Annotated in this window: 17 protein-coding genes and 1 pseudogene; 10 read left to right on the top strand and 8 right to left on the bottom strand. The window is 34.9% G+C overall.

The annotated features are described in order from the left end of the window. Positions 1-53: 53 nt before the first annotated feature. From ABEG63_RS10490 to ygiD, 4 genes and pseudogenes are all read right to left on the bottom strand, one after another. Entirely contained in the window at positions 54-968 is a 915-nt protein-coding gene (locus tag ABEG63_RS10490; RefSeq protein ID WP_346584596.1) for a T9SS type B sorting domain-containing protein, read from the bottom strand. Beyond that, on the bottom strand, positions 926-2665 hold the full coding sequence (locus ABEG63_RS10495; protein WP_346584597.1) for a hypothetical protein: 1740 nt from the start codon (positions 2663-2665) through the stop codon (positions 926-928). The genes ABEG63_RS10490 and ABEG63_RS10495 overlap by 43 nt, the downstream gene beginning before the upstream one ends. Positions 2666-2870: 205 nt before the next feature. After that, a complete protein-coding gene (locus tag ABEG63_RS10500) occupies positions 2871-3602 on the bottom strand; it encodes an alpha/beta fold hydrolase (protein ID WP_346584599.1) in 732 nt (243 codons plus the stop codon). Beyond that, positions 3599-4378, bottom strand: a pseudogene (gene ygiD / locus ABEG63_RS10505) (4,5-DOPA dioxygenase extradiol). The gene ABEG63_RS10500 and the pseudogene ygiD overlap by 4 nt, the downstream one beginning before the upstream one ends. A 104-nt stretch (positions 4379-4482) precedes the next feature. On the opposite strand from ygiD, the gene ABEG63_RS10510 reads away from it, so the two are divergent. The 7 genes from ABEG63_RS10510 to ABEG63_RS10540 all read left to right on the top strand — a co-directional run bounded on the left by ABEG63_RS10510 (position 4483) and on the right by ABEG63_RS10540 (position 13668). After that, entirely contained in the window at positions 4483-5271 is a 789-nt protein-coding gene (locus tag ABEG63_RS10510; protein ID WP_346584601.1) for an SDR family oxidoreductase, read from the top strand. Between the two features lie 281 nt (positions 5272-5552). Further along, the gene (locus ABEG63_RS10515) at positions 5553-8342 is read left to right on the top strand and encodes a SusC/RagA family TonB-linked outer membrane protein (RefSeq protein ID WP_267406518.1); all 2790 of its coding nucleotides are present in this window, start codon (positions 5553-5555) and stop codon (positions 8340-8342) included. A gap of 12 nt (positions 8343-8354) precedes the next feature. Continuing rightward, positions 8355-9782 (top strand): RagB/SusD family nutrient uptake outer membrane protein, encoded by a 1428-nt coding sequence (locus tag ABEG63_RS10520; protein ID WP_346584603.1) that lies wholly within the window; start codon positions 8355-8357, stop codon positions 9780-9782. A 512-nt stretch (positions 9783-10294) separates the two neighbouring features. Then, positions 10295-10852, top strand: coding sequence for a 2Fe-2S iron-sulfur cluster-binding protein (locus tag ABEG63_RS10525; protein WP_346584605.1), 558 nt, complete (start codon positions 10295-10297; stop codon positions 10850-10852). Between the two features lie 10 nt (positions 10853-10862). Beyond that, the gene (locus tag ABEG63_RS10530; RefSeq protein WP_346584606.1) at positions 10863-11543 is read left to right on the top strand and encodes a hypothetical protein; all 681 of its coding nucleotides are present in this window, start codon (positions 10863-10865) and stop codon (positions 11541-11543) included. 90 nt (positions 11544-11633) lie between these two features. After that, on the top strand, positions 11634-12800 hold the full coding sequence (locus ABEG63_RS10535; protein WP_346584607.1) for a cytochrome-c peroxidase: 1167 nt from the start codon (positions 11634-11636) through the stop codon (positions 12798-12800). An 82-nt stretch (positions 12801-12882) separates the two neighbouring features. Continuing rightward, positions 12883-13668, top strand: coding sequence for a DUF2490 domain-containing protein (locus ABEG63_RS10540; protein ID WP_346584609.1), 786 nt, complete (start codon positions 12883-12885; stop codon positions 13666-13668). A gap of 9 nt (positions 13669-13677) precedes the next feature. Here ABEG63_RS10540 and ABEG63_RS10545 read toward each other — a convergent pair whose 3' ends face one another. After that, the gene (locus ABEG63_RS10545; protein WP_346584611.1) at positions 13678-14211 is read right to left on the bottom strand and encodes a hypothetical protein; all 534 of its coding nucleotides are present in this window, start codon (positions 14209-14211) and stop codon (positions 13678-13680) included. A 365-nt stretch (positions 14212-14576) separates the two neighbouring features. Here ABEG63_RS10545 and ABEG63_RS10550 point away from each other — a divergent pair, with 365 nt between their 5' ends. Then, positions 14577-14900: a helix-turn-helix domain-containing protein gene (locus tag ABEG63_RS10550; protein WP_346584613.1), complete on the top strand. Its 324-nt coding sequence runs from the start codon at positions 14577-14579 to the stop codon at positions 14898-14900. Between the two features lie 4 nt (positions 14901-14904). Here ABEG63_RS10550 and ABEG63_RS10555 read toward each other — a convergent pair whose 3' ends face one another. Further along, complete coding sequence (locus ABEG63_RS10555; protein ID WP_346584615.1) at positions 14905-15363, bottom strand: VOC family protein; 459 nt, start codon at positions 15361-15363, stop codon at positions 14905-14907. Between the two features lie 114 nt (positions 15364-15477). Here ABEG63_RS10555 and ABEG63_RS10560 point away from each other — a divergent pair, with 114 nt between their 5' ends. Together ABEG63_RS10560 and ABEG63_RS10565 are read left to right on the top strand one after the other, a co-directional pair. Further along, positions 15478-16659 (top strand): glycoside hydrolase family 88 protein, encoded by a 1182-nt coding sequence (locus ABEG63_RS10560; RefSeq protein ID WP_346584617.1) that lies wholly within the window; start codon positions 15478-15480, stop codon positions 16657-16659. Positions 16660-16783: 124 nt separating this feature from the next. Then, on the top strand, positions 16784-17776 hold the full coding sequence (locus ABEG63_RS10565; RefSeq protein ID WP_346584619.1) for an SDR family NAD(P)-dependent oxidoreductase: 993 nt from the start codon (positions 16784-16786) through the stop codon (positions 17774-17776). 157 nt (positions 17777-17933) lie between these two features. On the opposite strand, the gene ABEG63_RS10570 is transcribed toward ABEG63_RS10565, so the two are convergent. Beyond that, positions 17934-18752, bottom strand: a complete 819-nt coding sequence (locus tag ABEG63_RS10570) for a 5'-nucleotidase, lipoprotein e(P4) family (protein WP_346584620.1) — start codon at positions 18750-18752, stop codon at positions 17934-17936. A 147-nt stretch (positions 18753-18899) separates the two neighbouring features. Next, the gene (locus ABEG63_RS10575; RefSeq protein ID WP_346584622.1) at positions 18900-19958 is read right to left on the bottom strand and encodes a ketoacyl-ACP synthase III; all 1059 of its coding nucleotides are present in this window, start codon (positions 19956-19958) and stop codon (positions 18900-18902) included. Positions 19959-20042 lie beyond the last annotated feature (84 nt).

The raw sequence follows: 20042 nt of genomic DNA on the forward strand, positions 1-20042 counted from the left end.
TTTCTTATGAACATCATCACTTCCTTTCTTCCATCCTCTGGCTTCCAATCTCATCAATCTCTATTCTTCATCAAAATCCATCCCGTCAATTTAATTTGCGGGTTATCTTTTTTCGATGGTTCGTCCCACGAAATATGATACCAATAGGTTTGGGTAGGTACTTTTCTTCCCTGAATAGTTCCGTCCCATGTATAATTGTTGAACGCGTTTCCTTCAAAAATTTTATTCCCGTATCGGTCGTAGATCACGAATGATAAATTTTTCTTGTAACCAAGTTCAGAATAATTAATCGTATCGTTGTATCCATCACCGTTTGGAGTAATTACATTCACCAGATTTGGTACCGTAACGATTACGACAACAGGATCGCAATTGTAAAAATCTTTTACATAAAACGTATTTTCGCCTCTTATTAAGTTCGAAAATACATTAGATTCCTGCCATTTAATTCCGTCTAATGAATATTGATAAGGAGATTTTCCGCCTTTTACCTCAACAGTTGCAGTATTGCCTTCCTGATGAATTTCCTTGATTACGGGAGATTCTGAAGGGATGACTTTTACTTCCTGTCTCAAAACGCAGTCTCCGGTTTTCAGATCAACCCAATAGGTTCCAACTCCGACATTGCTAATGCTTTGTGTAGTCGCTCCTGTACTCCATAGATACGAAGTAAAACCAGCCCCAGCATCAAGAGTGGTAGTATTTTCAATACAGATGATCTGATCTTTCAGTATTGTAGAATAAACAGGCGGAATAACATTTAAATTTACTTTCGCAATACTTCCGCAACCATTGCTGTTGATGACTTTAATATACGCCGTTCCGTTGGCTGAAATATAGGCTAGCGGATTCGGAATTTCGTTAATTTCTACAAGGGCGTCATTATAACTGGTGAAATACTTTTTAGTGATTCCTGTTTCGGTAGTTACTGCTGCTGTAGTAAGATTAAATGTTCCTGTGAAGACCATAAATAAAGTCTCACTCCTGGATCGAAAATTCCGCTGTAATCTTTATATCCGGCAGGAACAAATTTTAAATTACTTGCCAATGCCGAGCTTGTATTTGTAATGTTTTCTACACTTAAAATATTTTCAATCTCATCTACTGTAGGCAATCTCCAGTTGGTTCCGATAGCTTTACAAGGGTCAACTCCCGTTGTGCTGCTTGCTGAAGATGCGGTTTCTCCGTCCCATTTGTCAGTTGTTGCCCCGTTTTTCCACCAGTTTGAAGCTGAATTGTAACCCGCTGAATAGAAAGAAGTACTTCCGTTGGCAATTCCCTGAGGATTATTTGGATTAGGAGGGGTTCCGATCAATGGTGAATTTCTTTTTTGATGCCCGTCTGCCCATCTTCCCCATTGGAAGAAGTCTCCGTAAGCATTGTCGTCGGTAAGACTTTCCGCTACTTTGGTACTTCCTAAGTTTTGCTGTAACCAAACTTTTCCGTCATTACCTCTTACCGTATTATATGTAACCGATTGCCCCGCATACTGAAAAGTAACACAGCCAATATTGCCAGGATTGCTCCCCGGATCTGCGTTGTTGCAGGCTTGTGAATTATCTGCCGGCAAAGCAATTCTTTTAACGATGGTATTATCTTCAGAATAAGCTAAAACAAGGTAATTATTTGTATTATCTACCGCAAGATCATTGTATTTAGCTTCTCCCGTAGAAACAAAATCTCCTCCGAAAGTTTCCCAGTTTTGAGTTGTTGTGTCTAGTTTGTAAGCTGTATTTCTTAAAAAGTTATCATCTTCCCATCTGCTCGCTACCACGTAAGGTACTCCTGCATCTGTTACCGCCAAGGCTACATATTGCGTTTTTCCGTTTGAGAAATCTGCGTTTCCAACCTGTGTCCAAGAAGTTCCGTCGAATTTCTTTACGTTTACTTTTTTTCCGACAGAAGTCGTAGAGACATACGCTACATAAAGATTATTATTGGCATCAATAGCTAAATCTGATGAATATTGTTCTCCTGACGAAGCACCATCAACATTGCTTCCGCCTACTAATGTCCAAGCATCTGAAGTGGTAGCATTTACATTATTTTGATATACTTTTAAACCTGAAGAAACATTGGCCGTATAAACTATGTTGTTGGTTCCGATTACCATTTCTGCAAATTCGGCTCCGCTGGAAAATCCTGCGTTTCCTACTTGTTCCCAAGCTCCGTTTACATAACGTTTTACAGTTCCGCTGCCGTAGCTTCCGTAAGTAAATAATACATTGGAAGGAGAAACTGCCGAAGCCTGATAATTGGTTGTACTGGTGGTTACTTTGGGAAGTACTGCCCATGAAGATCCGTCGAATTGTCTTGCTTCAAAGCCTGTTCCCTGATTGGTATAATATAGATTTGTTCCCGAATTGTTAATGGATAATGAGTTATAAGTTGCGTAGCTCGTTGTAATTCCAGCACTTCCGCCTACATAAGACCATGAAGTTCCGTTAAATTTCTGAACCGATCCTTTTGAAACTGAAAGATCGTAATAAGAAAGATAATAGTTTCCTACATTGTCAATCACCAAGTTGTTAAAGCTGCTTGCTCCCGCCGAAACGGTAGACACTCCTCCGACATTTTCCCATTGTTGAGCATGTAAATTACCCAAAACAAGTAATCCGAATCCGATTCCCAATTTTTTTAATAAGGGATGTGCAATCGTATACATAAAATTTTATTTTTAATTATTCTAAATTAACGCTGCAAAATTATGTGGTACACCAATTTTTATTATCATTTCCGAATATCTTGTTATCGGGGATTATCATTTTTAATAAAAAAATTAGTTTTTGGGTAAAAAAATAAAGCCAGCGCACTTTTATATTCACTGACTTTATTGATAACATTAATAAAAATTGTAAGGCTTTTGCTCATTACTTTTCGGTAAGCCATTGATTAAGATCAGACAACATGGAAGAGTTGATGGTATGATCTTCATTGTATTTGTGAAACTGCGGCTGTAAATTTTTCGACTGTAAAAAATCAAAAGCATCAACGGCATATTGAAATTTCAAAACCGAATCGTGGGTTCCGTGTGATATAAATATCTTAAGCTTCTGCAATTCGTTATCTTTTGCAATGAGAGGTTTTACTTCAGGAAGAAGTCGGCCGCTCATTACGGCAATTCCTTTTACTTTTTCGGGAGCGGTGAGAGATACGCTGTAACTCATAATTCCACCCTGACTGAAACCTACGAGATAGACATTATTTTCATCAAATTGTTCTATCTTCTTTAAATCATCAATAAATCTAATGATTTCTTTTCGTGAATTTTCTGCCTGTTGCTCATTGATGATAGAACCGTTTGGGGTAAATTGCACCTGAAACCAGGCATAGCTGTTTTCCCTCAATGTTAATGGACCTCTTGCCGAAACGATGAGAAAATCATCAGGTAAAGATTCTGAGTAGGAAAACATATTTTTTTCATTGCTTCCGACGCCGTGCAAAAGAATGATAAGCGGTGGATTGGGTGAAGATGTTTTTGGTTTTCTCATCAAATACTGTAAACGGGGAGATGGTGAAGTTGTTGTCATTTTAAAACTGAAAAAAATTAATAATAAGGTAACTGAACAGGCAGATAAAAGCAGATGTTTTGTTTTTATCATGATTTATCAATTTTCACGGACATCATATTGAGTGAACCGCCCACCAGCTCATCATTGAAAATCGTTACTTTTTCATCTTTTTCCTGAAGCCCTAAAATATAAAGCAGAGGAAGATAATGCTCAGGAGTAGGAATAGACAGCAGAACCTCTTTTCCTAATTTATCATACTGAATTAGAGATTTATGATCACCTTCTGTAATCAGCTGCTTTAATTTTTCGTTGGCGGTAATTGCCCAGTCATAGCCGAACCCGGGAGTCATCATTTTGTCCCACGCTGCCATTCGGAGGTTGTGTACGGAATTTCCGCTTCCGATAATAAGGATGCCTTTTCTTCGTAATGCGGCCAGTTCTTTACCTAATGTATAATGAAACTCCGGCTCTTTTGTATAATCGATGCTCATTTCGATGATCGGAATATCAGCATGGGGAAAGAGAAATTTTACAACCGTCCAGCATCCGTGATCCAGACCTCATTCTTCGGTAAGACCTATATCGACAGATGAGATGAGTTTTTTTGTTTCCAAGGCCAGGTCGGGGCTGCCGGGAGCAGAATACTGCACATCAAATAAAGCCTGAGGAAATCCTCCGAAATCATGAATGGTTTCCGGATGTTCCATGGCGGTGACAAAGGTTCCTTTGGTTTCCCAATGTGCCGAAATACATAATATTGCCCTTGGTTTCGGAAGTTTTTGGGCAACTGCCTGAAACCCTTGGGTGAAAGTATTGTCTTCCAGCGCATTCATCGGATTGCCGTGCCCCAGAAATAAAACGGGCATTCGTTCCGTAGGCGCTAGGTTATTGATCCTAAAAAAGAAAATTTGTAAGTGAAAATTTTAAATCTTTCACTACTTTTATATGCATTAAATTCAAATTACAACGTATGAATATTGATCTGACCTCAAAAAATGCTTTAGTAGGGGCTGCCACACAGGGAATCGGAGCGGGAATTGCTTCTGAACTGGCGAAAAGTGGTGCCAATGTAACGGTGATGGCTCGAAATGAAGATAAGCTGAAAAGTTTTGTTGCTTCGCTTCCCATCGTAAATGCTCATCAGAAACATCATTATCTGGTGGCAGATTTTGGTAATTTTGAGCAGTATAGAAAGATAATTACTCAGTATTTCCAGCATCATTCTATTGATATTCTGGTGAATAATACAAATGGCCCTGAGCCTGGAATTGCTTTAGACAAAGTGGTGGATGATTATCAGAAAGCTTTTGATCTGGTTTTTAAAGTGGTTTGTGAAACCACAACTTTAGCATTGCCTTATATGATTAAGCAAAAGCATGGTCGTATTATTAATGTTTCTTCTTTATCGGTAAAAGAACCGATCAATAATCTGGTGTTATCAAATTCTATACGTTCTGCGACGGCAGCGTGGGCAAAGACATTGGCAAATGAAGTGGCACAGTATAATGTAACAGTAAATAATATTTTGACGGGCTTTTTTGACACAGATCGTATTAAAAAATTGATTAATCACGAGGCTGAGCAAACCAGTAAATCTGTTGAAGAAATAAAAAAGGGAAGAGAAAGTAAAATTCCGATGAAAAGGCTTGGAAAAACAGAAGAGTATGGACATTTGGTTACTTTTTTAGCTTCAGATTATGCTGCTTATCTTACAGGAACGAACATTCCTTTGGATGGTGGACTCAATAATTCTTATTAAAAATTAATTTTTATATAATTTATGCCTTTAATCCGTTGGGTTAGAGGTTTTTTATGCTTCATTATGAAACAAAAGATGATTTTTAACACTTTTTAATTCAATAAAAATACCTAGATTTGTAATTATTTTTATTGATTCTAATTAAGATTTTCATGAGGAAGGTTTTTCAACACTATCATTTTATTTCTAGTTATATTTCACAAAGTCAGGCTTTTAACGATGGTTCTAATTCGGAAAATTATCAATATTCTTTTATTTTAAATTAATCTCATTCAGCTGTAATGAATAAATCTGTCGCAAGCATTCTGATGATTTGTGGTGCCGTTTACATCAATGCCCAAACTTCATCAAACTTAAAAAATGATTCGTTAAAAGTGCAATCGATTGAAGAGGTAATTGTTACCTCTTCGTACGGAACCCAAAAACTGAAAGAAGAGGTTGTCGGCTCCATCGTGACGCTTACAGAAAAAGATATTCAGACTTCACAACCGTATGAAAGTATTGATAAGATGATTGCCGGACAGGCGCCGGGTGTTCAGATTGTGAATAATACGGAGTTGGGGAAGCCTGTGAGTATTAATATCAGAGGGCTTGGTTCTTTAGTTCAAACTACTAAAAAGTTCGGAACATCAACCCAGCCTTTAATCGTAGTAGATGGCGTTATCATGAGAGAAGATAATGGTTTTGATGCAGCAAGTTTTGATGGAGGTGAAAATGCAGAAATGAATATTAATCCACTGGCAAGATTTAATTCTGATAATGTAGAAAGCATAAATATTCTAAAAGATGCGGCGGCTGTAGCTTTGTATGGTGCTGAATCTGCTAACGGAGTGATATTAATTACAACTAAAAAAGGTAAAAAGAGTAAAATACCTCAATTTTCACTCACTAGCCAGTATGGTGTTTCACAAAGCATCAACAAAATAAAATATTTGAGTGGACAACAGTATTCACAACTTTTCAGAGACTTTCAGAATAATAATAAACCGGGAAGTGGGGTAGAGTGGAATGGAGTAGATGTCAACTGGTTTGATTTAATGAATGGCAATGGCGATTTTTTCAGAACCAATTTAACAACCAGCGGGGGTGGGAAATATATTACGTACCGTGTTGGTTTGGATTATTCCAATAATAATGAATCTAAGATCATGAATTCATTAGAGAAAAAAGGAATTGATGCTACCATAGGGTTTAATTATAAAAAGCTTCAGGTTAGTCTTTATGCTGCTTATAATAATTTGGATAAAAATCAGCCTAATACCTATTTCAATTTTATTCTGGCACCCAACAGAGCTGCCTATGATGAAAATGGAGATTATGCGCTGTCCGGAAATACAGGAATTCCTAATCCTTTAGCAGCAGCAAATCAAAATTTAGTCAATATTAAAAATAATTCATTGCTGTCAAGCTTAAATGTCAGTTATGAACTTTTAAAAGATCTTAAAATAAGCAGTTTATTCGGTGTAGATCTATCCAAAAAAGAAAATATTGATTGGAGATCGGGATTGAACCAAAGTGGAATTGCTAATAAGATATTAGGGAGAAGCCGATTGAATGATTCGGATGGCGAAAAATGGAACTGGAGTTCACACCTGATGTATGAAAAGAATTTTCTTAAAAAACATCATGCAGATATTTTGGTAGGAATGGAGCTAAGACAAAATAAAGATTCCAAAGAATATAGAAGCGGAACCAACTTTGAAGATTTCATCAATTATCAGGATCCTTCCAAGGGTTCAAATTATACTACCAGAACGCTTACTTTAAGAGATAGCGGAAGAAGTTTTTTCTCACAATTGAATTATGATTATGATAAAAAATATTTTCTTTCAGCAAGTATGAGAAGAGATGAAAGTTCTGCATTTGGTACGGATACAAAAGCTGCTATGAATGGTGGGGTGGGTGCCTCTTGGTTGATTTCAAAAGAAAATTTTCTTAAAAATAACTCTGTTTTAAACTTTTTGAGGCTTCGAGGATCTTGGGGAATAACGGGAAATTCACGAATTGGAAGCTATCGTTCCTCAGGTTTATACAAATTGTATCAAAATGGCTTTACCTACGACTATGATTATGCTTATCCGGAAAATTCATCACCTCCGAATCGTATGCTTTCATGGGAAAAAAATGAAAAGTTGAATATAGGTGTTGACTTTACGCTATTCAAAAAATTAGATTTCACCGTTGAAGTTTATAGAAATAATATTTCAGATATGATTGTAAGCAGAGAAGTTCCTTTAGAAACAGGATATAGCTCTGCAGAAATCAACGGGGCAGCTATGTATAATCAAGGTATTGAAATATCCATGCGTGGAAATTGGATCACAACACCAAACTTCAAATGGAGCTCAATGTTTAATATTTCCACGGTAAAAAATAGAGTGACCTATTTATTAGGCCTTGAAGATCAGTATTCTACTGCAGCTATGGCGAGAGCCCAAAAAATTGGAGTTTCAACCTCTGCAATTTGGGGATACCAATGGTTGGGCATCAATCCGGATAACGGCCAGGATATCTTCATGGTTAATGGAGTTCCTACGGATGCTAATCAATTTACTGCTAATTCTTCTACCTACACGATAATAGGTAATTCACAACCAGATGCCATTGGCGGGTTTAGTAATACTATGCGCTATAAAAATATTAGCCTTTCATTTTTAATAAACTTTGAAATTGGAGGAGATGTATTGGTAGCCGGAGAACTTATAGATCAATATAATATTTTATCTAACAGAAATATGAGCGTTAATGCTTTAGATTATTGGACGGGTGCCGGTGATATCTCTGCAATCAATCATATTCCTAAAAGCAATGCTAAAATTGTTCCCAACAGTACAAAGCATTTATACGATAATACCTATGTTAAGCTTCAGAACATTAATTTAAATTACCAGCTTCCACTTCACAGCATAAAAAACAGTTTTATTAAAAGCGCTAGTATTTTTGCCGACTGCACCAATGTTTTGTATTGGTATAAAGAAAAATCTCCTGCAGGAAAAAATGGAATAAGGGAATTCAGGTATTTATATCCAGAGATGAGAACTTTCAGTTTTGGAGTTAAGTTTAATTTTTAAATCAAAAAATTTATGAAAAAAATAATTGTAGGTACTGTTTTTTTGATGTCGGTGGTTTCATGTAGTGACTTTCTTGTTAGTGAGCCCGTGGAACAGATTTCTATTGTAGATCAGCTTAGTAATAAAAAAGGAATGCTACAGGCATTAAACGGAGCCTATTATCAGGTACGTTTTACATACAATAGTGAGGCTTCCTATATTTATGGAGATCTGCTTTCAGGAAATATAGCATTTACGCCTTCTTCTACAAGCATAATAAGTATTCCTACAAGAGTTGTTAGAATTTATAATTTTGATGATCAGCCAGCGAGTAGCAATATTTCAGGGATTTATAGTAGCAGTTATCAGCTGATTAATAATGTTAATTTAATTTTGCAATATGCAGATGCCTTGCCAGATGCTACAGATCAGGAAATTAATGAAATTAAAGCTGAGGCATTGGCATTAAGAGCATTTTCACATTTTCAGTTGTTTAAATATTATGCTCAAAATTATACCTACACTTCTAATGCGTCTCATCCTGGAATAGTTTATAATACTGAGCCATTAAAAGTGGGAGTTGATTATCCTTCAAGAAAAACCACAGCAGAAACCTTTGCTTTGCTGCAAGATGATATTGATAGTGCTTTAAGCTTGATTCAACCAGACAAAGCTATTCCTGCGGGAGAAAGCAAGAATTTTATCACTCCTGTTGCTTTAAAGGCCATTGCTGCTGAAATAGCATTATACAGAAATGACTGGCAAAAAGCTTATGATTACAGTACAGACATTATCAATAATTCGGGTTTACAATTAACGGCTCAAAGTGATTTGGTAAATAATTGGGGAAATGCTGAATCTATTTGGGAGTTGGCAAATACAGATGAAAATGATTCTCCATTGTCATTAATATACACTTTTGTCAAGGCAATAGGAGACGAAACCCAAACATGGCCATTGTACTCAGCTTCTAATGATGTATATAATATGTACAGTCAGGATGATCTAAGAAAACAGCTGTTTGATACTTATAATATCAGTACTAAAAGCTCAGCGGGAACTGCAAGTCTTCCATATCATTTCACTAAAAAACATAATGGAACAACAACGAATATAGTCTACAGGTTTAGCTTACTCTATTTCATCCGTGCTGAGGCCGCTCTTCATTTAGGGAACACCGCTCAGGCATTGGCAGACATCAATATCATTCGAAACAGAGCAGGACTTAATACTCTGAATTCTATAACGATTGATGTACTTATTGAAGAAAAGCGAAAAGAATTTGCCTTCGAAAACCTATACTTTTTTGATTTGATGAGAAATCACAAAAATATTGTAAGAAATAATGGTTGCATCTCTACCAACTGCAGTCCTTCTTATCCAAATGATAAGTTTGTGGCATCGATTCCTCAGGCAGCCCTGGAGGTCAACAGCAACATGCAACAAAACCCAGGATATTAGCAGAATATTAATATATTTTAATGTAAACCTTCCGATGCATTTGTCTCGGAAGGTTTTTTTGTCTAAACTTATCCTGATCGAATTAAAAAACTGATTGCACATGAAGAGGAGCTAAGTAATATATTGTTTTAGTATAAATAAAGCGAGGCCGAGAAATTAAAACTCCTATGTGAAGACCAATTCGGTAGATTACTATTACTATTACTATTACTATTACTATTACTATTACTATTACTATTAATTCTCCAAAAACAGAGAGTATTTTGTGGATGTAAGCTATTTAAAAGAGTTGGGAGTTTAATTCACATTATTCCGATTATTCCTTATTAAAAGAAGTGATATTTGTCATGTCATTTTTTACCAATCGTTTCTATATAATCTTAAAAGCTATTTTTATTATTCATCAAAAATATTTTTTTAAATGAAGTTTTGATAAATAATATTTATTTCTAATATTTGTGAATAATAAAATATTTGCTAAAAGAAGCAAACTAATAACAAAATAATAAAATATGAAAAAGTTTTGGACTATTGGGCTATTATCTGCCCTTACAGTTTTTAACAGTTGCAGCAATAATGAAAATATTGCTCAAGAAAATGATTTTGAAAAGGTTGAACAACTTTTAAACATGAAAAAACCTTTCTCGCAAGATCAAAAAAACAAACTTATTGTAAAGTATGGAAGTGCTGAGAATTTTTATAACGAAGTAATAAAAAGAAAATTGTTTATCGCTGATACCAAAATTAAGAAAACCCAAAGTAAATTAACTCCTTATGCCTTCAAGGTTAAGCTAATTATGCCTGATGGTGAGCATACGATTGATTGTGATGAAAGTACTTATATTTATGATCAAGCAAACGAAGATGGAATCGACTTACCAATATGTGACAGAGCGGGATCCAGTAGTAGCTGTGTTGCCAAACTCGTGTCTGGTGATGTAGATAATACTTTGAACAATTTCTTAACTGATGGGCAGTTAGATTTAGGGTATCGATTATTATGTGTAGGATATGCATTAAGTGATTGTACATTAGAAACACATCAAGAAGACACTTTACCTGATGTTTAATTATAAAAAAATGAAATTATCCCTAACAACAGTTTTAGGGGTAATTTTATTATCAGCATGTTCACAGAAAAAAGACGTTTTGGTACAGAAAGAAAATAATGATCAATTTATAGATTCTATTATTTCTTCAGTTGAAAAAGAAAACAGTCAAATAAAAGTAGATAGTTTGTTGAAAATTGATTATTTAGCACATTCCTTTAAATATTTAAATAAAGATTTCAAGATTTTAATAGATAATAATTCCTTCAACAAATCTCTGAAGGAAAATCATTATATAAAAGAAAGGATAAAAAATTATTCAGACTCATTGGGAGTAGTTTTAATGTATGAGTTAAAAGATTGGAATGCCACAAGAATTGCTAAACAACAAATAACATTTTCTTGGAAAAGGCTTGGTTATTATTTACATAGAAGTGAAAGAGATTTAAAAAACTTAAACATTCAGTATGAATATAAACATCCTTATTTGATGTTTAAACATTTTAAAAGTAATTATGAAGAATCTGAATTTAAAAAAGCTGAAATTAATAGAATCAAAAATATTTTAGTAACTGATTTTAAGCAAGACTATAATATGATTGCTAAATTGTCTAGTGAAGAAATACTGAATAAATCTTTTGAATTAAATCCTGAAATTATAAGAATGAGAAATGAAGCTGCAAAACAACACCAAAAAGTACACCATCATTAATAGTATTTATACTGTTTAAATTGAATAGGTTTCTCGGAATCAATAAAAATAATTTCAGAATACCTATTTTTGCCAAAATTTCAAGGATCAATGAAGAATGTTATAAGCTGGATTGTTGTTTTATTTGTAACCGTTTCTCTTTTAAATAATTGCCTGAGCAATAAAGTAAATAAAGAGATCAACGATAAAATTTCGTTTATGACAAAACTGAGAAAGCTATATTCATCAGGAGATTCTTCCAATTGGCCAAAGCCATTACTTGATCCTGAAGCCGTTCCGCATTTTTCCGAGATCGGGCATTTACCAGATGTTCAGTATCCGTCAGATAATCAGTATTCTGCAGAAAAGGCTTTTTTAGGAAAAACACTTTTTTATGATCCTCGACTTTCGGGCTCCAATCAGATTGCTTGTGCTTCATGCCATGATCCCGAGCTGGGTTGGTGTGATAACCGAACATTTTCTTTCGGTCACGACAGGCAGGTCGGAACCAGAAATGCCATGAGCATCCTTAATGTAGCCTATGCAACAAGCTTATTCTGGGATGGTCGTGCAGAATCTTTAGAAGCGCAGTCTCAAATGCCGATTCAGGATAAAAAGGAAATGAGCGAGCATATTGACATTGCTGCCGGAAAAATTGCTAAAATTAAAGGATACGAGATTTTATTTGAAAAAGCCTTTGGCGATAAAACTGTCACAAAAGATAAAATTGCCAAAGCCATTGCGACTTTTGAACGAACAATTAAAAGTCCGCCAAGTAAGTTTGATCAGTTTATTGATGGTAAGGCAGATGCTTTTACGAATAATGAAGTGATGGGACTTCACCTTTTCAGAACCAAAGCACAGTGTATCAACTGTCACAATTCAGGATATTTTTCCAACAACCGTTTTGAAAATACGGGAACTTCTTTATTGGGTTCTAAACAGGAAGATCTGGGAAGATATTTGGTGACTAAAAAACCTGAAGATGCAGGAAAATTCAGAGTGACTTCATTAAGAGAAATCACGCGCACAGGACCTTGGATGCATAACGGAGCATTCATGACCATGGTAGATGTCATTCAGTTTTACAGCAAAGGAAATCCCGAACCTCCCAAAAAACGCTCAACAGTTTATGAAGGTGTAACTTTACATTCTGAGAAATCGCAAATGCTGAGGTTGTTGGAGCTGACTGATGAAGAAGTGGCTCAGTTAGAAGCATTTTTAGGAACTTTATCTACGAAAACGCAAAGAATAACTCCACCACAATTGCCTCAATAGTTTTTCATTTTATCCTTATTTTAAAAGGTTTTTTTAGATTTTAAGAAAAATCGGTTAAATTTAAACTTGCTATCTTTACGGGATGAAGAAGATTTTGGCAGGTTTATTTTTAGGAACAGTTGGGGTTGCAAACGCACAAATCAGTCCACCCGGACTTGGAGATGCAAAAACAGCATTTTGGACAGCCTTCGGTGTAAAGAAACAAATGGACTCTTTAGGAAAAAAACATTCCATGAGTTATATTGCACTCGGAAGAAAAAGCAGCCCAAATGATTATAATTTGCTTTCAAAACAGGCTATTTTTGTTTTAAACCACGAGGTTTTTCATTCTTTTGCCAAAAATCAGCAGTACAGTTATGCGCTCAGCTACAGAAGACAGCCTTCTTATGCAAGCGATTCTCCTTACGAAAATGAAGGTACTGAGCAGGAATTTCGCGTATATGGAAGGTATTCTTATACTTTTAGCCTAAATGATAAGCTTAAACTTAAAAATACCGTTCGTCAGGAGTTTAGAAAATTTTTTGATGCTGATTTTCATGAAGTGGAAGAAGATTTTCAGCTGAGAACAAGGCTAAAAAGTCAGCTCACGTATAATTTGTCGGAAAAAAACAGTCAGAAGCTCTCTCTTGGTGTAGAAGCTTTGTTGGCAACAAGTTATCTGAATAGTCCTGAATCAAAATGGACTTCATTTGATTATAAAGAATTGCGCGTTACAGCTTATTATATGTTTAAAATTCCAAATTCGCCTTTCACCATGGATATTGGCTATATGGATGATTTAATTGATGGAACAGAAAGTATTAAACACGGCGGCGTGCATTATTTTGCTGCCGATCTGGTCTGGAATTTACCTTTTAAACATCAATAAAGAAATAGATTAATCGAATTTTTTGTCAAATCTGCCTTCAACAATATTGATGATTCCTTCACCTGCATAACGGTTGAGTTTTAATTCAAATGTTCCGGAAACGATTTGGTTTTCAAGATCGAGGCGGGTGATTTTAAGTTTACAATCGTATTTGGTATTATAAAAAATATCATCAAGACTTCGCGAAAAGTAAATGGTATTGTCGCTTTCCCCATTATTGGGAGTGATGGTGTATGTTTTATTTAATTCAAAATGATCTGCCTGATAACTGATGTATATACTGTTATTATCCTTAATTCCTTTTAAATAGATTTTTATATAGGTTCTGTCTTTAATTTTCTCACAATAGGTATGAATTCCAGGTCCGTCGTTGGTATAATTTTTTGTAGCGACCCATACTTTTCCGTCAATAATAGCACCTCCGGTTCTCGCTCCGGTCTGTGTTTCGGCAGGTAAAGTATCCGTGTCTACATTTTTATCGTAATCGCGATGACAAGAAGTGAAAATTGAAAATATAACGAGTAAAAAATAGAAATTTTTCATATTAATTTTAGTTCAAATGGTTTTTATATAGTTTATTTTCCAAAAAACTTGTTTAAACTTTTTTACCACAAAAGAAACAAAAGATTTTAACACTTTAGTTATTTTTAAGTTTAAGATTTAAATAAAAAAGATCACATAAGTTTAAAAAAAATCTTTGATTTTTTCTCTTTGCAGACTTTTGAACTCCTTTAAACAAATCCAATAAGATCTTTTGCTTCTTTTGCGGTTAAATTTAAAATTAGTTTAAACAAACTTATAGTTTATTTTCCAAAGATATAAAAAAGAGCAAAACTTCATTTTTATTCAAAATTAAAATTTAATGAATTCTCTATTTTCCAGTGAAATAATTAATTTTGCTGTAGTTTATGCGAAAAGAAAATTCTACCAATTCTATGAATGAAAAAGCACTGCAAAATTTTTGCAATGCTTCAAAAACGTTAATGATGATCAGCGGTCGCTGGAAACTTTCGATTGTATTTAAATTGATGGATCAAGACGTCAATTATTCTGAATTTAAAATTCTTTTACCTGAAATCAGTGACAGAAGCCTTTCAAAACAATTAAAAGAATTAATCGAGGATGGTTTGATTTCAAAAGAAAAAAATAAGATCTCTTCCGTTTATTCACTCACCAAAAAAGGGAAAAATTTACAATCTGTTTTATTGACTTTATCAGATTTTCAAAAGTAAAATATTAACTAAAATTTACATTTTCCAAAAATTCAATAACTTCTCCATTCGGACTGTAGACCAAGCTGTTTTTTACGGTCACCGATTTGTTTTTATTGATTAAATCTAATTGAAAAGTTCCTTCGCTAAGGTCTTTTGCACCGTATTCTATTGCTTTTTCTCTCGCTGTTTCTGCATTTTTTACGGTGAAACAGATATGAAGTAAAGCATTTTCAACATATTCTTCATTTTCCACTCGCTTTCTTCCCTGTGTTGGCATATCTGCATTTTTATCACATATTTCAAGATAATAATTGATGTTTGGATGATGAAGCATCGCGCATTTTTCAAGATTAAATTCCGGTAACGACCAATCGTGAGCGACTGTAAATCCTAACTTTTCATAAAAAACAATTGTTTCTTCAAAATTCTGCGCTTTAATTGAAACATGGTGAAAAGCCGTAATGTTTTCTGATAATTCCATTTCTTTGATTTAATTTGTATCAAAGGTAAAAAGCGGAATCTTCTCTTGAAAGGACTTACAAAATTGTAAGTTGATCATTAAAAAATAAGTAAATTGTACAGCAATTTTTAGAAAATGATTTTACAAAAAATAGCCATTGCTGCTTTCACATGTTTAAGCATTTCCTTTTTTGCCCAAAGTAAAAAAGAGATGTCTAAACTGATTCAAAATGAATTCGAATTTGCCAATCAGCAATATAAATATTTAATGAAAAGGGTTCCTGCTGATCAAATGCCTCAATCTTATAAAAACGGAAAATTAATCACAAAAGATATTTCGTGGTGGTGTTCAGGCTTTTATCCAGGCTCTCTTTGGATGATTTATGAACAGACGAAAGATCCTGAAATAAAAAAAGAAGCCGAACAAAGATTGAAAATTATTGAATCCAATAAAACCTTTACCCGAGATCACGATTTGGGTTTTATGATGTTTTGCAGCTTCGGAAACGCGTACAGAATTACTAAAAATCCTGAATATAAAAATGTGATTCTTACTTCAGCCGAGTCCCTTTCAACAAGATTTCGTCCGAAAATGAAGGCTATTCTTTCTTGGGATAAAATGGCTGATTTCAAAGATCCAGTGATTATTGATAATATGATGAACCTTGAAATGTTGATGTGGGCGTCTCAAAATGGAGGCTCTAAAAAGCTTAAAGAAGTGGCTGTTACCCATGCCAATACCACCATAAGAAATCATTTCCGTCCAGATTTTAGTTCGTATCATGTGATTGATTATGATGTGAATACGGGAGATGTTTTAAGCAAAAAAACATTTCAGGGATATGCGGATTCTTCAGCTTGGGCACGAGGTCAGGGTTGGGCTTTGTATGGTTATACGATGATGTATCGAATGACGAAAGATAGAAAATATTTACAGCAGGCTCAGAATATTGCTAAATTTATTTTGAATAATCCTGCGATGCCTGAAGATAAGATTCCGTATTGGGATTTTAATGATCCTAAAATTCCGGATGTTCCCAGAGATGCTTCGGCTGCAGCGATTATAGCTTCTGCTTTACTTGAACTAGGACAATATTCAAATGGAGAAGAAAAGAGTAAATATATTCAGACTGCGAAACAGATGCTTGTAAATTTATCAACTAAAAAGTATCATGCAAAACTGAATGAAAATGGCGGTTTCTTATTAATGCACAGCACAGGTGGACTTCCTTTGAATTCAGAAATTGATGTTCCGTTGATTTACGCAGATTATTATTTTCTGGAAGCGTTAAAAAGATTTAAAGACTGGTATTTATAAAGGCTCGGGCAAATCTTCGATTTGCCCGAGTTTTATTTTAATCTAATTTATGATTTTAATGAATTCTTTTTATGGCATGATAATAGGTTGATTTTATAAACAGAATCACCAAAATTAGTATAATATGAAATCAAAAGAAGCTTTTAGAGAAAGTCTTATAGGGAAAACGGTCGTTATAACAGGAGGAACAAGTGGAGTAGGACGTGCGACTGCAGAAGCCTTTGCACTGGAAGGCTGTAATATTATCATTGCGGCGAGAGGACAGGAAGCATTGGACGAAACCGTTGCCTTATGCAGAGACTTAGGTGTAGGCGCAAAAGGCATTCCGACGGATGTTTCGATTGCTTCCGATGTTCAGAATTTGGCCAATAAAGCATTACAATTTAACGGAAGAATAGATATTTGGGTGAACAATGCAGGCGTCATGTCAAGCGGTAAATTTGAAGAAATTCCAATGGATATTAATGAACAGGTCATTAAAACCAATCTTTTCGGATATATGCACGGAGCTTACAGCGTGTTGCCTATTTTCAAAAAACAGGAAGATGGAATCCTAATCAATAATGTTTCTATTGGCGGATTCATGCCGGCTCCCTACAGCGCGGTTTATTCGGCTACAAAATTTGGAATCCGCGGAATGATGGAGTGTCTTCACGGCGAAATTTCAGATTTTAAGAATATTCATATTTGTAATTTATATCCTCAAATTCAACGTTCTACAGGAAATATGCATTCGGCAAAATTTTCGGGATTGGATTTTAAAATTCCCCCATTTGCAGCAGATCCGAGAGATACCGCCGCGAAAATTGTGGAGCTGGCAAAAAATCCAAGAAAAGATCTGTTTCCGGATGTTACTTCTCTGATGCTTAAAAATATATATGGTTTATTTCCAAAACCGATTATCAACACAGCATCAGCGGGAATGCGACTGATGATGAAGGTTAAAAATGCGCCGCCAGATTCAGGGAATGTACTTGAACCTTCTTCAGAACCTCATAGAATTTACGGGGAAACTATTTTACCTGTTCCGTCCAAAAATACAAAAATTGCCATGTTAGCAGGGCTTGGGCTAGGCTTGGCGTATATGTTTTTGAAAGTTAAGACTTCGAAGAAATAGAAATGTTTAAGGCTAAAAAATGATAGACGGATAGAAAACATACTTTAAAAAACTTTGTCTATAATCTATACGTCTATCATTTTTAGTCAAATAAAATATTTTGAAATATTCTCTCCAACCACTTGGCTCTTTTTACTTTTACCTTTTTACTTTAATTTTAAGGATTAGATTTCACAGCATCATACATCATTGAATCTTTTTGCTGATCGGTATCATCGTATTTGTATTTATAAAAAGAAGATTCCCAATCACCATAGCCTACATTAGGAATAATAATGAATTTCTTTCCAAACTCATTAGCTGAATTTTTTACAGCAGATGATCTTTCAACTTCCGTTTTTTTATCAAAAATATTAGAGAAATCTGCAAGATTATCGCCTAAAAATAAAACAATATTATAATTTTTAGCAATATCATTTCGCCTCGTTTCTTTACTGCTTTCTTTAGAACGTACGATCAGGTTATTTTCATTCTGAAGCGGGAAATTATATTTTTTCAGATTTTTCAAAGTTCCGGCACGTTCATTTTCTGTACGGTTGGTTACATAATATACCTGAACCCCTTTGCTTGCCGCATATTGGTAAAACTCCTGAGAACCGGTCAACGGAGTGGCGGCACCTTTTGCAGTCCATTCTTCCCAGGTTTTCTGGTCGTAACTTTTCCCCATTTTTGCTCTTTCAACAGCGTAATAGGAATTATCAAGAAAAGTCTCGTCAATATCTGAAACAATGGCTAAAGGTTTATCTGAGTTTTGTTCTAAAGCCTCATCCAGACGCAATTTTGCAATATTATAAGCCTGAAGACAAAGCGCTTCATATTCCGCGGCTCTTTGCTGATAGAAAGCGGCATATATTTTCCCGTCACGAGTAAGATTTTCGTAAGGCGTATGTTGATTTGAAGTCCCTGATGCTGCTGTTTTGCACGAAGTCATTAAAGCCAGCGCGCAGCTTCCGATGATAAGACTGAAATTTTTCATTGAAATAAATTAGAGAAAAACAAAGCTATGACAATTTGATTTTTGCCACAACTTTTTTCCTGATTTCTGATGATTTCAAATCTTTATTAACTGATTTTCGGAGAATTATAATGTTGATTTAATCTAAGCTAAATTTCACCTATTCAATTAAAATTTATAAACAATTGCATTAATATTCATTCCTGCGCCAACAGAAGCAAAAAGTACAATATCTCCTTTTTCGATCTGATGAAGGTCTAGTTCATCCTTCAGAATCATCGATAACAAAGAAGGAATAGTTGCCACACTGCTGTTTCCTAATTTTTCAATAACCATCGGCATTACATTTTCGGGAACAGACCTGTCATACAGTTGGAAAAATCTTTCAACAATCGCTTCATCCATCTTTTCATTAGCCTGATGAATAATGATTTTGTTCAGCTGATCGATAGAATATCCGCTCTTATCAAGACATTGTTTCATCGCATCCGGAACGTTTACCAAAGCAAATTCATAAATCTTTCTACCATCCATTTTAATATATCGAGTATCCTGGCAACCTTCATTATTATAGGATTTTCCGAAATATAAATAATCTTTTTCTTTGAAAGTGAAGGAAGCAGAAAGGTGAGATTTTATCCCCGATTCATCACTACTTGCTTCTAAAACCACGGCTCCAGCGCCATCGGCATAGATCATACTGTCACGATCGTGAATATCAACCACTCGGGAAAGTGTCTCAGCACCAATAACTAAGCATTTTTTTGCAATTCCTGATTTGATAAAAGCATTGGCTTGAATCACACCTTCAATCCATCCCGGACAACCGAACAGAACATCATAGGCAACACAGAAATTATTTTTTATCTGAAGTAAGTGCTTCACTCGCGCCGCAAGACAAGGCACAGCATCCGATTGCACAGTTCCGAATTTTACATCACCAAAATTATGAGCAAATATGATATAATCTAGCGTTTCGGGATCAATTCCTGAATCTTCAATGGCCTTTTGAGCGGCTATTAACCCCAAATCAGAAGTTACCTGATCGACACTCGCATACCTTCTTTCTTCAATTCCGGTGATTTTTTTGAGTTTTGAAGTGATGGTTGCATTATTTTCTTTTAAAGCATTCCCATCCTGACTCAGAAATAGATGGTTATCAAAAAATAAATTGGTAATCGTTTCTGAAGGGATGTAGTTTCCTACGCCGATAATCTTGCTTGTCATTTACACTTTGATATTCAGTATTTTAAATGTTAGAGGCCTGAATAAGTGCGTAAATATAATGATTAAATAGTGAAAATTAAATTT

This window comes from Chryseobacterium sp. C39-AII1 (assembly GCF_039672645.1).
GTDB lineage: Bacteria > Bacteroidota > Bacteroidia > Flavobacteriales > Weeksellaceae > Chryseobacterium.

What these genes read in the sequence shown, in the direction of transcription:
- ABEG63_RS10490 (WP_346584596.1), bottom strand. Translation starts at nt 968, where the DNA reads ATGGTCTTCACAGGAACATTTAATCTTACTACAGCAGCAGTAACTACC.
- ABEG63_RS10495 (WP_346584597.1), bottom strand. Translation starts at nt 2,665, where the DNA reads ATGTATACGATTGCACATCCCTTATTAAAAAAATTGGGAATCGGATTC.
- ABEG63_RS10500 (WP_346584599.1), bottom strand. Translation starts at nt 3,602, where the DNA reads ATGATAAAAACAAAACATCTGCTTTTATCTGCCTGTTCAGTTACCTTA.
- ABEG63_RS10510 (WP_346584601.1), top strand. Translation starts at nt 4,483, where the DNA reads ATGAATATTGATCTGACCTCAAAAAATGCTTTAGTAGGGGCTGCCACA.
- ABEG63_RS10515 (WP_267406518.1), top strand. Translation starts at nt 5,553, where the DNA reads ATGAATAAATCTGTCGCAAGCATTCTGATGATTTGTGGTGCCGTTTAC.
- ABEG63_RS10520 (WP_346584603.1), top strand. Translation starts at nt 8,355, where the DNA reads ATGAAAAAAATAATTGTAGGTACTGTTTTTTTGATGTCGGTGGTTTCA.
- ABEG63_RS10525 (WP_346584605.1), top strand. Translation starts at nt 10,295, where the DNA reads ATGAAAAAGTTTTGGACTATTGGGCTATTATCTGCCCTTACAGTTTTT.
- ABEG63_RS10530 (WP_346584606.1), top strand. Translation starts at nt 10,863, where the DNA reads ATGAAATTATCCCTAACAACAGTTTTAGGGGTAATTTTATTATCAGCA.
- ABEG63_RS10535 (WP_346584607.1), top strand. Translation starts at nt 11,634, where the DNA reads ATGAAGAATGTTATAAGCTGGATTGTTGTTTTATTTGTAACCGTTTCT.
- ABEG63_RS10540 (WP_346584609.1), top strand. Translation starts at nt 12,883, where the DNA reads ATGAAGAAGATTTTGGCAGGTTTATTTTTAGGAACAGTTGGGGTTGCA.
- ABEG63_RS10545 (WP_346584611.1), bottom strand. Translation starts at nt 14,211, where the DNA reads ATGAAAAATTTCTATTTTTTACTCGTTATATTTTCAATTTTCACTTCT.
- ABEG63_RS10550 (WP_346584613.1), top strand. Translation starts at nt 14,577, where the DNA reads ATGCGAAAAGAAAATTCTACCAATTCTATGAATGAAAAAGCACTGCAA.
- ABEG63_RS10555 (WP_346584615.1), bottom strand. Translation starts at nt 15,363, where the DNA reads ATGGAATTATCAGAAAACATTACGGCTTTTCACCATGTTTCAATTAAA.
- ABEG63_RS10560 (WP_346584617.1), top strand. Translation starts at nt 15,478, where the DNA reads ATGATTTTACAAAAAATAGCCATTGCTGCTTTCACATGTTTAAGCATT.
- ABEG63_RS10565 (WP_346584619.1), top strand. Translation starts at nt 16,784, where the DNA reads ATGAAATCAAAAGAAGCTTTTAGAGAAAGTCTTATAGGGAAAACGGTC.
- ABEG63_RS10570 (WP_346584620.1), bottom strand. Translation starts at nt 18,752, where the DNA reads ATGAAAAATTTCAGTCTTATCATCGGAAGCTGCGCGCTGGCTTTAATG.
- ABEG63_RS10575 (WP_346584622.1), bottom strand. Translation starts at nt 19,958, where the DNA reads ATGACAAGCAAGATTATCGGCGTAGGAAACTACATCCCTTCAGAAACG.